Source organism: Paenibacillus sp. A3M_27_13, assembly GCF_024213315.1.
Classification (GTDB): domain Bacteria; phylum Bacillota; class Bacilli; order Paenibacillales; family Paenibacillaceae; genus Paenibacillus; species Paenibacillus polymyxa_B.
Window position 1 is genome coordinate 342,178 of the sequence record NZ_JANAVE010000002.1, and the last position, 17,627, is coordinate 359,804.

The following is a 17,627-nucleotide window of genomic DNA, read 5'->3' on the forward strand; positions in this document are numbered from 1 at the left end:
AGGCAGCACATCGTGTGTGGTATGATACCTATAAGAATTTATAAGGCCGTATACGGGCAAAGATTCTTATTTTGTCCGTCAACATAAGGAGGATTACTACACATGCCCAATATTGGAGCACCGGGTTATATTTTGTTGATTATTCTGGCGCTGCTGTTATTTGGTCCGAACAAGCTGCCTGAGCTGGGTCGAGCTGTAGGGCGTACATTCCGTGAGTTTAAAAACGGGGCACGCGATATTTTATCAGAAGATGAACGGACTGAGCGTAAAGACAGCAAAGATAGTGTGGTCAAAGCATCACAAACGACGTCTTCAGAAGTTCAACCTCAGCCTGAGGATAAACGCTTGTCATAGATTTAGTTATAATTCTTGATGCTTGTACAATAAACAAGAGCCTCTTCTTCAGTGAAGGGCTTTATTTTTTAGGAGGCGCTGCTGCGTTCCGTTCAGAAAGGAGGAATGGACTTGACCCCATCAGAGCATGAAATGCCGTTAATGGAACATCTGGGAGAGCTTCGCCGCAGAATTATTTATGTGCTAATTGTATTTGTATTGGCACTGGCTGGTGGTCTGTTCGCGGCGGGTTCTGTCTATGACTGGCTTATTCGCTCCGGTTCGGCGCAAGCTTTTCAGTTAAATGCGTTTTCCTTTTGGGACGGGATTGGTATCTACATGAAGATCGCCATGATCATCGGGATTGCGGTGGCGCTACCGTTTGCCTGCTACCAACTGTGGAAGTTTGTCAGCCCGGGCTTAAGACCGCAAGAACGGAGTGCGACTTTGCGGTATGTGCCTTATGTGCTGCTTTTGTTCATCATTGGGGCAGCTTTTGCTTATTTCATTATTTTCCCAATGGCGATTCAGTTTACATCGTCTGTCACCAAAAGTATGGGATTACAGGAAACGTACGGGATCGCACAATATTTCACCTTTATGTTTAATATTGTACTGCCTGTAGCGCTGTTGTTTGAGCTCCCACTGCTTATCATGTTTCTGACGGGGATTCATGTTATAACACCAATGCGGCTTCGCAAATGGCGGAAGATTTCTTATTTTCTGCTTGTGTTCGTCGCGGTTGTCATTACTCCGCCGGACTTTATTTCCGATTTTTTGGTGGCGATTCCGTTGCTGGTGCTATATGAAGTGAGCGTGTATTTGTCTTCGGTCGTGTACCGCAGGCAGCTGCGTGCGCAGGAGGAACGTGAGGCCCAGTTGCGTGTAGCTTCGGAATAATAAGGCAGGACCTGAATGGCTCAGTAAACAATTTATTCGGGTCCGCGCTACATGGCAACTTGCACATGATGAATAGCATTTGTATATCATAACTATTTACAGAGTATGAACAGCAGCAGCTTAGCTGCCCTAAAAATAAGCATTAGCCTTGGGTCAGCGGTTATTTTTAAGTCAGATGGAAATAATCGAGAAGGGCTGTCCATAAAAATTCCCATAAAAAATACATTAGGGACTTGAAATTCAATCTCAAGTTGAGTATCATAAAGTTGGTTGTTAGCACTGACGACTGTCGAGTGCTAATACATACAACATAACAACCAAATTACAGGATAAAACACTTAATAAGGAGGCTATTTTTTCATGATCAAACCTTTGGGTGAACGCGTATTGGTGGAAGCAATTGAGCAAGAGACAACGACTTCCTTCGGGATCGTACTTCCTGACTCTGCCAAGGAAAAGCCGCAAGAAGGCAAAATTATCGCGGTTGGCGCAGGCGCATTGAAAGACGGTGCCCGTATTCCTCTGGAAGTAAAAGAAGGCGACCGTGTCATTTTCTCTAAATACGCTGGAACGGAAATCAAATATGAAGGTAAAGAATATTTGATTATGAAAGAAAGCGATATCCACGCGATCATCGGTTAACCGGAACCCGGACAAGACCTGAATATAGGAATTGAAACAAATCATTCATAATCCATAGGGAGGTTTATCACAAATGGCTAAAGATATTAAATTTAGTGAAGACGCTCGTCGCTCTATGCTGCGCGGGGTTGACGCATTGGCTAATGCTGTTAAAGTAACTCTCGGACCGAAAGGCCGTAACGTTGTACTGGAGAAAAAATTCGGTAGCCCGCTCATCACCAATGACGGTGTAACGATTGCAAAAGAAATCGAGCTGGAAGATGCGTTTGAAAACATGGGCGCTCAACTGGTTAAAGAAGTAGCAACCAAAACGAACGATGTAGCTGGTGATGGTACGACTACTGCTACTGTTTTGGCTCAAGCCCTCATCACAGAAGGCCTGAAAAACGTAACTGCGGGCGCAAGCCCAATCGGTATCCGTAAAGGGATTGACAAAGCAGTTAAAGCAGCTGTTGCTGAACTGCAAGCCATCTCCAAACCAATCGAAAGCAAACAATCCATTGCTCAAGTAGCTGGTATTTCCGCTGCTGATGACGAAGTAGGCGAACTGATCGCTGAAGCTATGGAAAAAGTGGGCAAAGACGGTGTAATCACGGTTGAAGAATCCCGCGGTTTTGCAACAGAGTTGGAAGTGGTTGAAGGTATGCAATTTGACCGTGGCTACATTTCCCCGTACATGATTACAGATACGGACAAAATGGAAGCTGTACTGGACAATCCATATATCCTGATCACAGACAAAAAAATCACAAACACACAAGAAATCCTGCCATTGCTTGAAAAAATCGTACAACAAGGCAAGCCACTCGTTCTGATCGCTGAAGACATCGAAGGCGAAGCGCTGGCTATGCTCGTTGTCAACAAACTGCGTGGTACATTCAACGCTGTAGCTGTTAAAGCTCCAGGCTTTGGTGACCGTCGTAAAGCAATGCTGCAAGATATCGCTGCCCTGACAGGCGGTCAAGTGATCACGGAAGAACTGGGTCTGGACCTGAAAACAGCTTCCGTAGACCAACTGGGTACAGCACGTCAAGTGCGTATCACAAAAGAAAATACGATTGTGGTTGACGGTGCTGGAAACAAAGCCGACATCGATGCTCGTGTTAGCCAAATCCGTACGCAACTGGAAGAAACCACTTCTGAGTTCGACAAAGAGAAACTGCAAGAGCGTCTGGCTAAATTGTCCGGCGGCGTAGCAGTCATCAAAGTCGGTGCGGCAACTGAAACAGAATTGAAAGAACGCAAACTGCGCATCGAAGATGCCCTGAACGCAACCCGTGCTGCGGTTGAAGAAGGTATCGTATCCGGTGGTGGTGTAGCGCTCCTGAACGTATACAAAGCAGTTGCAGCTGTTGAACTGCAAGGCGACGAGCAAACAGGCGTGAACATCGTGTTGCGCGCTCTGGAAGCTCCAATCCGCACCATCGCTGCTAATGCAGGTGAAGAAGGCTCTGTAATCGTTGAGCGTCTGAAACGCGAAGAAGTTGGCGTAGGCTTTAACGCAGCTACTGGCGACTGGGTAAACATGATCGACGCTGGTATCGTGGACCCTGCAAAAGTAACTCGCTATGCATTGCAAAACGCTGCTTCTGTAGCAGCAATGTTCCTGACTACCGAAGCGGTTATCGCTGACAAGCCAGAACCAGAAAAGGCTGCAATGCCTGACATGGGCGGAATGGGTGGAATGGGCGGCATGATGTAACAAAGGGTATCAAAACCCTGTAATACCGCTATTTAAAAGGCTCCCGAAAGGGAGCCCTTTTCTATAAAATCACATAAAAATCACATTCTCTGCACGGAGTCAGATTTGAAGGATGTCGGAAAAGTGATTTTTAATCTTTTCATTGGCATCTTTCTTCATTTTTTCTGTGACGTGTGTGTAGATTTTAAGTGTAGTTTTTGCGTCATCATGGCCAACTCTCTTCATGATTGTTTTGAGATCGACTTCAGCTTCAGTCAGCATTGATATATGGGTGTGCCGAAAAATGTGAGGAGTTGCTTTCTTTGTAATGGAGGTCTTCTTGAGAATGCGTTCCATTCGGATTAATATATTTTTCTGAATGAGCGGGTAGCCATTCTTGTGAGCAAAAACAAAGTTGTTTTCATGATAGTCAGTAAATAATTTTTTGTATTCAAGTCTGAGCGTTCGCTGTTTAACAATGTGTTCTTGAAGCAAATTCATAACAATATCAATTACATTAAATTTACGAATAGATCCTGTAGATTTGGGTGGAGTTAGAGTGTATTTACGCATGTTATTATCAGGATTGTAAAGTGTTTTGGTTATTCGTAACTCATTTAACTCAAAGTTAAAATCCGTATCTTTTAAAGCACAGAGTTCCCCAGATCGCATCCCTGAAAAGGCAAGCAAGTGAAAGATTTCAATGTCACAAGGTAAACCGTGTTCTTTCACTGCATTTAAAAATTCAGCCAGCTCATGTTTTTCTAAGTAACCATCCTCGATTGTACTATTTTCAATGCCTCTACCGTCAGCATTTTCGCCGGAATAATTGCACCCGAACATGGATTATCCAATCTCATTTTGTTTTTTATTGCATATTTCATAATCATATTTGCAGTTACATGTACGCCCTCAATGGTTGTCCTAGCATATTCTTTATCATCTAAATCGTTTAAGATATTCTGATACTGTTTATGTGTAAATTTGTCTATTATGACCTTAGCAATATATCTTAGTAGGATCTTAATCTCTTTTTCTCTAACTCTCACGGTGTTTTTCTTTACCTTGCCTTTTGAATAGGTCTTCAGCCAGTCCCAAGGTTGAAAATCATGTGCTGTTTTGGGACGAACATATGAATGTGTTCCAGATCAACAAACATTATGATATGTGGGCTGTAGATGTACGCTTTACGAAAACGATCAGGCTTTGGACGAGGCTATTAAAAATATAGGTAGACGAAGCCACCACTACAGTTAAGGGTATCGTCCGACTTAGCGCAGATTATAAATCAATTTCTCCTTTGACTGTACCGACCAGCAAAGCTCTTTCCGATCTTTACAGCATATCTTTCGTAGACAGAGGCAAACCGTTTTCGGTCGACTGGAATTTTATCATTCTGCCCGGAACGCACAGGATTGACGTCGCTTCTTTAAACCCAGCTTCGGATCACAGTCCGCCGGGGGCTAACCCTAAAGGCGTTCTTTTTGTAGGATCTGTCACAGTGGAAGAAGGCATGACACTCGTCCACCTTTATATTGATGAAACTGGCGGGGTATACAAACGGGTTAGAACAGTCGCTGGAGTGTGGCTGCCTTGGGACGGATTAGCCAGCAAGAATCATACACATTCTGCGTCCGATCTGCCTTCCGCTACTACGCAAGCACGTGGCGTTACAATACTCGATACTTCAGTAACCAGTGATGCTAAAGATCGGGCGTCTACACCAAGCGCTACTAAACAGGCGTATGACCGAGCGAATGAAGCATACAGCCTGGCAGACCAAGCTTTTACGCAAGCCGTTGATCTTAAAAATAAAATTGTGGGCGCGATCAACGGCAAGTTTGGAGGCGCCAGTCCCGACATGAACAGCGATCAGATAGCGGCAGTAATCACAAATGCATCTGTAAAACGATTCGCAAGAGGCTCATTTAACGGTCAATCGGCAGGGGCGCCCAATTATAGTAGTGGAGCTACTATGAGTCTTTCCGTTAATAATATGGGTTTTTCTCCAAGTCGTATATTCGTTCGCTTTAAACTGAAAGACAACGGAAACGTTTTGTATTTGGAATGTTTTTCAACCGCATCCGTACCACAATCAGACGGAACATGGGCTCTATACGGACGTTTTAACAACTATATTAGTATGTATAATTTAACGAAACAGCCATGCGGTTTTACTGCTACGGTAGAAACTAGCAACATACGAGAATACGCTGGGGGTTCACCAATAGCATACATTGAGGCTCATGAATGGTTTGCATACGAATAAATGGAGGGATAATAATGGCTGAAATTGGTTCAAAAGTATTCTGGTGCAAGGCCTCTGGCGAAGTGATTTTTGTAACACCGGAGTCGGCAGGCGATGTAGTTGTAACAACTGCGGAAGATGATGCAGCTTTCTATCCGCAGTTGCGCGATTACGATTTCGATAAGCTAGGCGTGATCCAACTCGGGTATCAACAGCACAAACAAGACTTCGAACAGGCCATATCTTATTGGGTCAATCCCGCTACTCAAAAGTTAGAGTTTAAATACAAAGATAGTGCTACCACAGAACCGATTTTTCAAAAGCCCTTAACGGAGCGGGTAGCAGAACTTAAACTGGCTGATTTGGACAACAAAGAAGCCATAGCCGGGCTTATCTTATCCAGCTCGTTATGGAACAAAGCAATGTTACCTAGAATCCGGGATCGGGTTCTATTTTTTATTCTCATGCAGCTCATGAAGGGAGGTGATAGCATGAATGAGCAGATTAAAAAAGCTTTTGCGACCACACTTGTACATCTTATCCTCGCTGGCCGTCGTACAATCGAGGACGTACCAGCCGGATTGCAGGATCAGGTTAAAGCAGACTTGGGCATTACTGAGCCTGCGCATGTGACTCCAGCAGCTACACAGGCGGCAGAACAATCAACAGAACTAGAAGCGTAAGGGGCGTATCCAATCGGATGCGCTATTTCTTTGCCCTCGGAGTGGTCGGGGGCTTTATTTTTAAGGGGGAAAAGGTAGTGAGCCAAATTAAAATGTTTGGCAGCACCGTATGGACCGCAATGGTCGGGGCATCGGAAAAGGAAGCGGCGGCAGGGGGAGTGACTGCGCTGACTGGTCTGATTGTTACATTTTTGGGTGGGTGGGACAAGCCGTTTCAGGTGCTGCTTACGATGATGGTATTGGATTATATTTTTGGAGTAGCCGCAGCTATTAGAAACAAAAAAATGGACAGCGATGTGATGTTTTGGGGAGGCATTCGAAAGGCTACGGTTTTGACGGTGGTGGGATTGTCTGCACAATTGGACAATTGGCTACAACCAGGCGCACCGATCTTCCGGACGGCGGCTATTTACTTCTACGCTGGCCGTGAAGGACTTTCCTTGGCCGAGAACTGGGGAGCAATGGGAATTCCATTGCCGTTCAAGCTTAAAAATTTCTTGCAACAGTTGAAAGAGAAAGGAGATGACAAAGGTGCTGACGATGGAACAGATACAAAAAAAGTCTCTTAATCGACTTGTCGGGCTGAATCCAGTTTTTAAAATTGTAATGGAAAAATTAATTGAGCGCTGCTATGCCCGTGGTGTTTGGATAGTAATTACTCAAGGATTCCGCACGTATGCGGAACAGGACGAACTCTATGCCCAAGGACGGAATGGAGATAAGCGTCCCAAAGTAACAAAAGCCAGGGGCGGATATAGCAATCATAACTTTGGGTTTGCAGCCGATTTCGCTCTGCTGTTACGAGATGGCCGCACAGTTTCCTGGGACACGCTGAAGGATGATGATAAGGATTCCCTTCCAGACTGGTCGGAAGTGGTTGAGGAAGTGAAGAAACTAGGGCTTGAGTGGGGAGGAGACTGGCGCAGCTTTAAGGACATGCCCCACCTGCAGATGGTCTTTGGAATCACGACGGCTCAATTTCGGGCGGGCAAGCACCCAACTCAAGCGCAGCTTAATGCAGCTTTAGCTAAGTTTAATAAATTGGAGGATGAACCTATGACAGCAGAAGAAAAAGCAGCGTTTAAAGCGTTGCAAAACACTGTACAGAAGCAAGCTGACCGTATCAAGACGTTAGAGACAACAGCTAAACAGCCTAAAGTACCTGCATGGGCAGAGCAAGCCTGTATCAACGCCAAGGCCGTAGGGGTACTGGACACGGCGAATGACGGTAGCTACGACTTTTATCGCATGGTCACGCTGCTTGACCGAGCTGGAGTATTCAAAAGGGGAGGTGTCGCATAATGACAGATTGGAAACGTAAATTGTCCAGTCGTAAGTTTTGGGCGTTGCTGGCCGCACTGCTCACGAGCTTGCTCACTGCTTTTGGTGCAAACAATGACACGGTTATTCAAGTAACCCGGCGTTATCGGTGCATTCGGCGCAGTGATTGCTTACATTCTGGCGGAGGCTTATGTAGATGGCAAGTCGACTGACAGTCCAACTAATGAGGAATAATTACAGGCGTTTGGGAATACGAAACACCCTGCTGGCTTAATGCCGGCGGGGTGTTTTTTTGTTTGTAGGAGTGCTCTTATGACAAACGTGGCTTTCCACATGATTCGCAAAAAAAGATTGACAACTGTTAAATGCTGGACAAAAATAGTAAATGATTATAAAATACTGGAATTTTTATGCGAGGGGTTGCTATGATATGAAGCATACACCTACGATTCGAGCAGAATTAGACAGATACCTACAACAAGAAGGATTGAGTTTAACCAATTTGGTCATATTGCGGATATGAATAGGGGAGCAGTAAGTGCTATCGTGACAGGAAACAAGCCTTTGTCTGTTAACCAACTGGATCGAATTACTGAGGCTATGGGTTTACCGGAAGGTCACTTTTATGACTTGTTCATAGAAAACTACATCATCGACCATCCTCCGAATATGAGGCGAATCGAGCCATTTTTGTATCGCTGTGCGGAATTGGACAAGCTGGGTGTGATCCGTAGAGTGGTGGGAGCTATCATGGACAATCTACTGTATTCGCCCAAACTATTTGAAATTGCAGAAGAATTGTTGTCGCAGGAACGACATGCGGCTGCATTGCTGCTCTATGAGGGGGTAGCTGAAGCGGAAAAATATCAACATTCAGAACGATTGGCAGTCTGTCAGTATCGTATATTTACGATTCAAGTTGGAGACGATCAAAGCCGTAATCTCAAGGCAGCAACGCTATTTGAACCCTTCGTGGAACGTCTGGATGAAATAGAACAGCTTGACGCACTGAAGGATTTAGCTAACGTGTACAGGTCTTTGCGTAAATGGGACAAGGTTGAGGAAGTAGCAAGAATAATGAGAGTTAAAGCGGAAATTCAATATACTTTGAAGCATGAACAGAAGAGTCGAGAGCGTAATGAATCTACTAAGAAACTAACTCGTCCCTTGTTTGTATACATTTCCTATTCTGACCTGCTGTGTGCAAGTGTCTATGAAGCCCAAGGCGATTATCAACAAGCTCTACAATATACATACGCCTATGCTAATTTAGATTGGGTCAAAGAGACAGATGAGAACACCCAACATTGGGTCAAGTTGTTTCAACACTGGGTGCAAGCTAACGTTATTGTGAATAAGCTTTTATCTGGAGATATAAAAGTGTTACAAGATTATGTTGAATATATTGATGCGGCGGAGGATACAACTCAAGAAGATAGGGTTATTCAACTGCTGAATATTATGATAGCGGCGAACCGATATAAGATCAACGTTAATGATATAATTAAACGGTTTGAAACAGACATTGCATCATTATCGCAACACTCATCAAGTGATATGTATACTCAACAAGTGGTACCTGATTATTTTGCGTGGTGTGGTTACGAATTAGCCTACTATTACTTAAATCAGGGCATTTACAGTGATGGTTTTAAACATTTGATGTATTCATTGGTAAGTTATCATACACTAAATAATGAGACTTATTTTATAAATTGTATGGGTTTGTTTTTGCATTTCAAGGATTATGCGGCTCCTGAAACCAAAGCAGATTTTTTAAATCTTATTGAAAAGGTGTGGATGAACAATGTTAAAAAAAATGGTTCTCCTGATCGTCGCGGCTAGCTTTTTGTTTATTGTTACTGTACCTGTTCACTCGCATGATATACAGCCACAAGTACAGCATGGAGGTGCTTAAACGTAAGCAAAGCAAATCCCCGCTAACCTTTAATTGGTCGGCGGGGATTTTTGTTGAACAATCTAAGGAACAGTGTGTTGAAGAATCGTACAGTAAATTTAGGCTTTAACTGGTTCAGGTCTTTTTAATTGAAGAGGGGGAGGTATTAACCAACCCTTTTTTTTGTTCATTTTTAGAATACGAACTCCTAAAGCAGTCTTAGTTAGATGATATTTCGCAAATAAAGCCCCGATGTCTTCTTTAATGGATTGACCCATAGCTTGGCTGCAAGATGTCAATCCTACAGAGGTATCTAATGCTATTTTAGCTGCAATTTCGGGATCAGTAAACCTTGCACCAGCCGGGATATCCTCAAGTTTCACAGGGGGTCTTTCAGGCAAAATAGGAGCTGGGGCAATACCATTATCAGTAAGCATTGCATCGCATTCTTGGATTTCCAGTTTAGCTTGATCAATAAGATCATCCAGTATTTTTTTGAGTTCTTTGTCTCCAGCGTGGTTTAAACATGCTTGGTAAAATGAAACGCTTCCTTTCGCTAACGCTGAAAACTGCCACACACTATAAATTTCTCCGTAATGCATGGGCTCGTCTTTTGGATTCCCGCTTAGGATACCCGTTATAAAAAACCACTCCTTGCTTATTTTAATGGTGTACAAATTTATGATTCCCAGTAGTGAAGATTTAATGTGTGTATACCAAATATGTTCTACTGGGCATATTAAATACATTAAAAACTGATTGGAAACACAAATTTAAAGGAGTGGTTTAGGTATGTTGAAAAAAATGAAGATAATGGTTGTTGTTGCATTAATGATTTCAAGTTTTGGATCGGTAGTAGCATTTGCTGAAAACAGTGAAACCAATATGGGCACAAACGACAATGGTAGAACACAAATGCTGACCACTAATAATAATGATGATGACGATAATGTTAATTGGGGATGGCTTGGTCTGTTAGGATTAATTGGATTGGCAGGCTTAAGACGTCGCGACCATGAAAACCACAAAAAAAGATAATCGTAAATACAACTCAAAAACACCTTAACAATCCCCGCTAACCTTAACTGGTCGGCGGGGATTGTTTTTAATTAAACTATTTGCTGCTAAGTCTGAATATGTCGAAAGTCGTTTATTGTACACCTTTTTGTAAGGCGCTTTACGTGTATTCTGAAACCATCCCCAGTACGTGGCATCTGTTCTGAGGAAATGAAGTCTTAGAATAACGAATACGTCATTAAGCTAACGGGCATTTTAACGCAACAATATTCTGGAGCGGTAGCCTTAGATTCAGGTTATTTAACGCCCTCTATTTGCAAAGGCCTTCAAGATCGAAATATACGCGGTATGTGTGTCCGCAACAGCAAGAATTGCCCTACGAACTACGGATGGACGGAGCACCTTAGAATCAGCAAAAGAAACCCGAAGTCTCATAAAAGACTTGGGTTTCTCGTCAATCTGAGTAGCCTTTAGGACTACTCTTTATTTACTAATATTAAACCAACCTGGCATTAATTGAAATACATTCCAAAGTTTTTCTGGAATATTAAGCTGGTCGAGTTTCGAAACGTTCAATTCAGAATCTACCTCGGCATCACGTCCATTTGCGACCTTTTCAACCCAATTAGGATCCATAATTAACGCATGCCCAATGGCGACTAGCGGCAAACCTAATTCCATAGCTTTAAGAGCATCATCCGGTGTTATTATGGAACCAGCAGCCATCACAGGTACCTTACCGTTTGCTCTTTCAAGAATTAATTCAAGTCGTGTTTTTTCATCTTGACTATCTACTGGCTTTGAAGACACATTATCCAATGAAGCATGTATATAATCTAAATCCTGTCCAACAAGGAAATCAATTAATTCATACGTGTCTTTCATACGTAATCCGTCCACTTTGGAGGATTCTTCAGGAGAAAGTCGGAATCCTATAATGAATGGTTTTGTAGCATGTTTTTCAATGACATTTTTGATTTCTTCAATAATCGCCAACGGAAAACGCAAGCGATTTTCAAGTGATCCTCCCCATTGGTCCGTCCGTTGATTTGTCGCTGGCGACCAAAAATTCTGAATTAAAAATCCATGAGCCCCATGAATTTCGACGCCATCAAATCCGGCTTCAATTGCTCGTCTTGTTGTGTCCCCAAAAGCACGTACAATCGACAAGATCTCCTCATGTGATAGTTCTCTTGTTTCTGAAGTTGAACCTAAATTAGTAACTTCGGGTTGCAATGCACTCGCACTAACTACATCCAATCCAGGCACGGCTTTATTGCCAGCATGGAAAATCTGTAGGATCGCAGGAGCGCCTCCACTTTTCGCTGCCTCAGCTAATTTTCGTAAACTTGGAGTAAATTCATCATTGTACCCAGCGAATTCATTCGTAAAACCCTGCCCATTAGGTGTAACATGAGTACACCCTGTAATGACGAGTCCTACTCCATTCACTCTTTGTTTGTAATACTTTACTTCGTCATCCGAAATGGTAAGATCGTCATTACTTGACCAGGTTGTCATAGGTGCCATAACGATACTGTTCTTAATTGTTATTCCATTTCTGAATGTGAAGGATTCAAATAACCTACTGTATTTCTGATTCATTTCATTAACCTCGCTCTCATATTTTCTTTTCTATTTCAGTTTAATTGGTTGCTGTAACGGCAAGTCAAGTATTTATTTTTATATGATTAAATATAGATTTGTTGCGTTGTCATTCTCTTTATGATATTTTTTTAGTTACAGTAACTATAACTAAAAAAAAGGGGGGCAAGTAGATGTTGTATTCAATGACATATGTAGTGGAGAATTTAAATGTATCTGCAAAGACGCTTCGATTTTATGAAGAGCAAGGGATATTACCAAATATATCTCGTGACGAAAAAGGCCGTAGAGTTTATAGCAAACAACAAATAGATTGGATTTCTTTTATTCGTTGCCTCAAAGAGACAGGCATGCCTCTTTCAAAAATAAAGAATTACAAGGAACTTTATGAATCGGGAAATACTACCTATTTACAAAGAGAAGAAATGTTGATGCAGCATAAATTGGAAGTGCAGAAGAAAATTGACGAAAGTTTTAAACACTTAGAAGAAATAAACTATAAAATAGCCATGTATGAACTTCAGAAAGAAGAGGTTATGAAAAATCCCGACTATAACTTTAAATGTCACGGTATGGAGAGTAAAATAGTGAATTAATGTATTTAAGCTAACGGGACACGTTAGCTTAAATAAAAACAGTGGTGGTCTAGGGCTTTATTTTCTCGTCCATGGCTGCCGCTGTTTCAATTTTAGGGAGAGTCTAATACTCATTTTATTTTGGCTCACGATTTTCCTTCTCGACGGATGCCCACCATGAAGGAACTGGAGATAAAGACGCGGAGGCGTACAGAGAACATAAAAGTTATTTGTTTGCTTTAGAGCAAAATAACTATATTATGGGCCGGATAAGTCTACACTACGAGATATCGTCATTCTGGAGAGTTGGGAGCGGGATAGAGCATACCTATGCGGCCAAGAGAAGGTGAGATATTTTAGAAAATTAAATTCTCAGAAATATCATTGCTACTTTGTATACCCCATTATACAATTGTAAGGAAGTTGTTGATTAGAATGAATTATGTGGGGGGCAACATGGTTATTTGAATCACAAAAAATCACATGAAAAATCACAATTCCGGCGAATGAGGGCGGATGTAGATGAATAAAACTTTCTGAAGATAAGCCCAAACAAGCTATACAATAGATGATAAGTTTTACGACGTTCCTCTGCGAGAATCAATCAAAGATGGGCGGCATGATGTAATAGGTTTGAAAAAAACTTATGCATCAAGGGCTTCTATGATTAGACGCCCTGTTTGACCACATAGCGTAAAACAAAAGGCTGATTATGGACTCTCTCATAATCAGCCTTTTTAATGATCCAAAATGCAGTGTTATATAGATTTACACATGATCTATAAGGGTTTTTCGGTTCATTACATTTAAAATGAAAGCGTTGACATGTATTTCAACCCGCTATATACTTAGCTTAATTAAATGAATAGCTCTAGGATTGTTACTGTTACGCGGGCAAAACCTAAGGAACAAAATGTTAAGATCCAAGGATCTTATGTATTTTGTTATCTTAGGTTTTTTTGTTTATAGAGAGAGGAAGGTTAAATACAAGTGGTTTCGGCACTCTGCTGAAGCCATTTTCTTCTATTTATATGTTCACATCTGAGAGGAGCGACAAACTTGGAATACAAATATGAGCTGGTCCAGGCAGACAATCATTTTCCGTTAAAAATTATAGTTCATTCCTCAAATGAACCAGCGTACATACCTGGGCATTGGCACGACAGCATCGAAATATCCTATGTGCTTTCAGGAAGAATCGATAACATCTATATTGATGGCGCGAGTTATAGCTCCAAAGAAGGAGATATTGTGCTTATTAATTCGAATGCCATTCATTCCTTTTCTGTAACTAAGGGAAAAAGAAGAAAGGCTATAACCGTTCTGATTCCTTCTGAATTTATTAGAGCAAATGTTAACGGCAGTAACCCCATTTCATTTGACTGTATATCCATTTTCGAAACTAACGAGCAGAGATTACAGCATTTTGCGGAGCTGCGTGATTTGCTAAACACCTTATTTGTGGCTTATCTCAACCAGCATAATGACTCTTTAGCACATATCCATTTAACATCGCTATCTTATAAACTGGTGTATCTGTTATTAATGCATTTTAAAATGGATCATGAATCTATCCGTGGCTTTAACTCCGATAAATATTTGGAGCGGCTGACGTTGATAACCGATTATATCAAAAAGAATTACGATCAAAGCTTATCCTTGGATTCGATAGCTCAGGTTTTTGGGTTGTCTCCCGAATATTTGTCCCGGTTTTTTGTGAAGCATGTAGGGATGACCTTATTTCAATATATCAATGCCATCCGTCTGGAGAGATCTTTTCGAGCTCTCATGAATACGGATCATTCCATCATACAAATTGCGCTGGAGCACGGATTTCCGAACGAGAAGTCTTTTGCCAGGGTATTTAAAAAGGTTTATCAGGCAACACCGCATCAATATCGAAAAGAGAACAAGGGGTATTCTGGAGCAAGGAGTCAGTAATTGACCTGAATTAGGCTAATAAAAGACAGGATACAAATAAAAAAATCATTAAAATAAATAATGTAAGCGTTTTATTAATGGACCCGGGAGGTAAGACATCATGTTTAAACGGTTTCAAAAGGCTGCTAAAACAACTATGTTATTCACTTTAGCTATCGGTACGACCCTTGCTTTCAATTCCGGTGCATGGGCCAAGGATGTAAAGATACAGCCCACCTCGTACCGGACGGTTGCGGAGGTTAAGGATTGGGGAGCAGCCATTACGAAGATCATTGTTAACCTGGGTAAGCCAGTACCTAAAGATGCGATAACAAAGGATACATTTAAGGTGCATGTGGGAAGAAGCGACAATAGGCTGGTAAATCCCTTTATTGAGAATGGCAACCGGAAAGTCACCAAGGCCTATGTATCGGACAAAAGTGGCAACCCTGTAAATAAAACCGGAAGCTACGTTGTATTGGAAATGGAAATCGGCCCGACCTTAACACTAAGCTCCGCTATTCATTATGATGCGGCAGGCTCTGGGTTTAATGCATGGAATGATAACAAATACACAATCACGCAGCAAAAAGCTATTAAAACCAAATCAGGAACGATTTCCGGCTTGAAGATCGATACTTCCGCAGGTCAGATACGGAAGCTAGTTGATCAATTTTCAACCGGCAAAGCTACTTTTGACGGGATTACTTTAACCTATGCGGACTATGCACCGTCAAAAGACAAAGTGAAAAACCCCTTGGTGATCTGGCTGCATGGTATGGGTGAGGGAGGTACCGATCCGACGATTCCGATTTCCGGAAATAAAGCAGCGAATTTTGCTTCTAAGGATATCCAATCCTATTTTGGTGGGGCTTATGTGTTGGCACCTCAGACCCCAACCTACTGGATGGATGGCTCTACAGGCTTTGGGGACGGAACCTCCAAGTACGAGCAAGCATTGATGTCCTTAATTAAGGAGTACGTGGCCAAAAACAAAGACATTGATACAGATCGAATCTATATTGGCGGAGACTCCAACGGCGGTTACATGACTATGCTGATGATCCGTGATTATAAAGATTATTTTGCAGCAGCTGTGGTGGCCTGTGAAGCCTTAAAGGACAGCCTTATTACCGATGAACAAATAAACGAAATGAAGAACCTGCCGATCTGGTTTGTGGCTGCCAAAACCGACACCGTAGTACCGCCCAACGATTATGCGATTCCGACCTACAACCGTTTAGTGAATGCCGGAGCAAAGGATGTTCATATGTCGTTATTTGATAACGTAGTGGATACCTCTGGTTTGTACAAGAAGAGCGACCAAACACCGTATGAATACAACGGCCACTGGTCCTGGATTTACGTGTATAACAACGAAGTATCGAAGGTGATTGACGGAAAGAAAACAACCATGATGCAATGGCTGGCCTCCAAAACATTGGACTGAAAGGTATAGCTAGCAAATGAAAATAGCAATATGATGTAATAGGCTTCTTTAAAGTTCAATGAAAAACTATTGAAAAATAGATTATGCTTTTGGGAAGCCAGCTTTACCGTACATTCTCTGAGTCATTCGTTAACAACACGTTATCGCTCGGCATTATCAGTTCCTTATTGGGTTTTCGCAAAATCCTCATGTGTAAAACTCCGTCAACAAATAATTGACGGAGTTTAATTGCTCTCTTTCACTTATTCACTTCAATCAGCCCATCCGGTTTTTCCCGATTAGAGAGTAATTCGGATACCGTGACGAAGGTGTATCCTCTCTTCTTGAGCTCGGGTAGAATAATTTTCAAGGCTTCAACGGTTTGTGTACTTTGATGTACATAATCGTGCATGAGGACAATGTCACCGTTACGGGCGTTGCGAAGGACCTTATTAGCGATGCGATGCACACCAGGTTTTCGCCAATCTAAGGTGTCCTGATGCCAGGACCATAAAATAATTTTCAGCCCTTTCTCCTTGGAGAGCTTAACCAGCGAATCGGTATAGGAGCCGCCGGGTGGCCTAAAAAGATGGGTTCCCGTACCAGTTGCCTGAACGATGCTCGCCTGAGCTTGATCCAATTCGGACAGAGCTTTGTTGCGGGAAATGTACTGAAAGGATGAGTGAAGAAAGGTATGGTTGCCAACTTCATGCCCTTCTTCTCGTTCCCGTTTGACAAGGTGAGGCAGCTTTTCGACACGACTGCCGACGACAAAAAAGGTCGCTTTAGCATCATATTCTTTAAGCAAATCCAAAATGGCAGGCGTGTTGCTTTCGTCAGGTCCGTCATCGAATGTGAGAGCGATAAGCTTACGATGGGTAGGAACTTCCCATACAATGTCGCCCCGTTCTTCGTAATAGGCCCTTCCCTTTGTAGGAGCAGGGGAGGCGTATGATGTGGCTTGTGCATTGGTAGATGGAGTGGGGCAAGAGCTGATACACAGTAAAGAAACAGCGATTCCAGCGCACAGCAAACGGTTATATTTCATAAGGCTTCTTCTCCGTTCTAACGTATTCTCACATTAGCTTGCCAAGAAGAAGCATATACCATTCCTCGTTTCTGAAATTCATCCATTCCAATCACTTAAAATTAGATCTAATTGCTTCTTCAGCAAGGCGCAGATTACGGAGTTATGCTCAAAAAGAGTGATAGCTTGCTTGTTGATAACATCCTGTACCCATGATAAGTTGTACATATCCATCCTTGGTTTCAATGTGCAGTTGAGGTAGGTCATTGTCCAGTTCGTGAGAGTCTTAATCTAACGAAAAATGAAGAGGTCGACGGGACAAGCCGCAAAAGCTGATCTGAGGTCAAGGAGCTGCGACTCGTTCCTGAACTTCGAACAGGAGATGAGAC

16 protein-coding genes and 2 pseudogenes are annotated in these 17,627 nt (G+C 42.3%); 14 read left to right on the top strand and 4 right to left on the bottom strand.

The window, feature by feature from the left end; all coding sequences use genetic code 11:
- Positions 1-102 precede the first annotated feature (102 nt).
- From NLX82_RS08005 to groL, 4 genes are all read left to right on the top strand, one after another.
- Positions 103-354, top strand: coding sequence for a twin-arginine translocase TatA/TatE family subunit (locus tag NLX82_RS08005; RefSeq protein ID WP_013309213.1), 252 nt, complete (start codon positions 103-105; stop codon positions 352-354).
- A 111-nt stretch (positions 355-465) separates the two neighbouring features.
- The gene (tatC, locus tag NLX82_RS08010; protein WP_023987474.1) at positions 466-1,233 is read left to right on the top strand and encodes a twin-arginine translocase subunit TatC; all 768 of its coding nucleotides are present in this window, start codon (positions 466-468) and stop codon (positions 1,231-1,233) included.
- A 360-nt stretch (positions 1,234-1,593) separates the two neighbouring features.
- On the top strand, positions 1,594-1,875 hold the full coding sequence (groES, locus tag NLX82_RS08015) for a co-chaperone GroES (RefSeq protein ID WP_007429271.1): 282 nt from the start codon (positions 1,594-1,596) through the stop codon (positions 1,873-1,875).
- Positions 1,876-1,948: 73 nt separating this feature from the next.
- The gene (gene groL, locus NLX82_RS08020) at positions 1,949-3,577 is read left to right on the top strand and encodes a chaperonin GroEL (protein WP_013309215.1); all 1,629 of its coding nucleotides are present in this window, start codon (positions 1,949-1,951) and stop codon (positions 3,575-3,577) included.
- Positions 3,578-3,676: 99 nt separating this feature from the next.
- Here the strand turns inward: groL and NLX82_RS08025 are convergent.
- Positions 3,677-4,650 (bottom strand): annotated as a pseudogene (locus NLX82_RS08025) (tyrosine-type recombinase/integrase); the annotation flags it as partial.
- Between the two features lie 407 nt (positions 4,651-5,057).
- On the opposite strand from NLX82_RS08025, the gene NLX82_RS08030 reads away from it, so the two are divergent.
- The 6 genes and pseudogenes from NLX82_RS08030 (at position 5,058) to NLX82_RS08055 (ending at position 9,613) form a co-directional block, all read left to right on the top strand.
- Positions 5,058-5,825 carry a phage tail protein gene (locus tag NLX82_RS08030; protein ID WP_143758218.1) on the top strand — a complete coding sequence of 256 codons (768 nt, stop codon included), beginning with the start codon at positions 5,058-5,060 and terminating at the stop codon, positions 5,823-5,825.
- Positions 5,826-5,839: 14 nt separating this feature from the next.
- On the top strand, positions 5,840-6,487 hold the full coding sequence (locus NLX82_RS08035) for a CD1375 family protein (RefSeq protein ID WP_069080999.1): 648 nt from the start codon (positions 5,840-5,842) through the stop codon (positions 6,485-6,487).
- Positions 6,488-6,564: 77 nt separating this feature from the next.
- Complete coding sequence (locus NLX82_RS08040; protein WP_254347724.1) at positions 6,565-7,056, top strand: phage holin family protein; 492 nt, start codon at positions 6,565-6,567, stop codon at positions 7,054-7,056.
- Complete coding sequence (locus tag NLX82_RS08045) at positions 7,028-7,789, top strand: M15 family metallopeptidase (RefSeq protein ID WP_305953830.1); 762 nt, start codon at positions 7,028-7,030, stop codon at positions 7,787-7,789. Before NLX82_RS08040 ends, NLX82_RS08045 begins: the two co-directional genes overlap by 29 nt.
- The gene (locus NLX82_RS08050) at positions 7,789-7,980 is read left to right on the top strand and encodes a hypothetical protein (protein WP_226887785.1); all 192 of its coding nucleotides are present in this window, start codon (positions 7,789-7,791) and stop codon (positions 7,978-7,980) included. Before NLX82_RS08045 ends, NLX82_RS08050 begins: the two co-directional genes overlap by 1 nt.
- A gap of 218 nt (positions 7,981-8,198) precedes the next feature.
- Positions 8,199-9,613, top strand: a pseudogene (locus NLX82_RS08055) (transcriptional regulator).
- Positions 9,614-9,784: 171 nt separating this feature from the next.
- On the opposite strand, the gene NLX82_RS08060 reads toward NLX82_RS08055, so the two are convergent.
- Positions 9,785-10,306, bottom strand: a complete 522-nt coding sequence (locus NLX82_RS08060; protein WP_028543072.1) for a DUF3231 family protein — start codon at positions 10,304-10,306, stop codon at positions 9,785-9,787.
- A gap of 151 nt (positions 10,307-10,457) precedes the next feature.
- Here NLX82_RS08060 and NLX82_RS27550 point away from each other — a divergent pair, with 151 nt between their 5' ends.
- Complete coding sequence (locus tag NLX82_RS27550; RefSeq protein ID WP_028543071.1) at positions 10,458-10,703, top strand: WGxxGxxG family protein; 246 nt, start codon at positions 10,458-10,460, stop codon at positions 10,701-10,703.
- A 462-nt stretch (positions 10,704-11,165) separates the two neighbouring features.
- Here NLX82_RS27550 and NLX82_RS08070 read toward each other — a convergent pair whose 3' ends face one another.
- Entirely contained in the window at positions 11,166-12,287 is a 1,122-nt protein-coding gene (locus NLX82_RS08070; protein ID WP_254347726.1) for an NADH-dependent flavin oxidoreductase, read from the bottom strand.
- Positions 12,288-12,460: 173 nt separating this feature from the next.
- Between NLX82_RS08070 and NLX82_RS08075 the strand changes: the two genes are divergently transcribed.
- The 3 genes from NLX82_RS08075 (at position 12,461) to NLX82_RS08085 (ending at position 16,232) form a co-directional block, all read left to right on the top strand.
- Positions 12,461-12,883 (top strand): MerR family transcriptional regulator, encoded by a 423-nt coding sequence (locus NLX82_RS08075; protein ID WP_068939836.1) that lies wholly within the window; start codon positions 12,461-12,463, stop codon positions 12,881-12,883.
- Positions 12,884-13,921: 1,038 nt separating this feature from the next.
- Positions 13,922-14,803: an AraC family transcriptional regulator gene (locus NLX82_RS08080; RefSeq protein ID WP_076158212.1), complete on the top strand. Its 882-nt coding sequence runs from the start codon at positions 13,922-13,924 to the stop codon at positions 14,801-14,803.
- 100 nt (positions 14,804-14,903) lie between these two features.
- The gene (locus NLX82_RS08085; protein WP_254347728.1) at positions 14,904-16,232 is read left to right on the top strand and encodes a prolyl oligopeptidase family serine peptidase; all 1,329 of its coding nucleotides are present in this window, start codon (positions 14,904-14,906) and stop codon (positions 16,230-16,232) included.
- Between the two features lie 238 nt (positions 16,233-16,470).
- On the opposite strand, the gene NLX82_RS08090 is transcribed toward NLX82_RS08085, so the two are convergent.
- Positions 16,471-17,259: a polysaccharide deacetylase family protein gene (locus tag NLX82_RS08090; RefSeq protein ID WP_023987570.1), complete on the bottom strand. Its 789-nt coding sequence runs from the start codon at positions 17,257-17,259 to the stop codon at positions 16,471-16,473.
- Positions 17,260-17,627 lie beyond the last annotated feature (368 nt).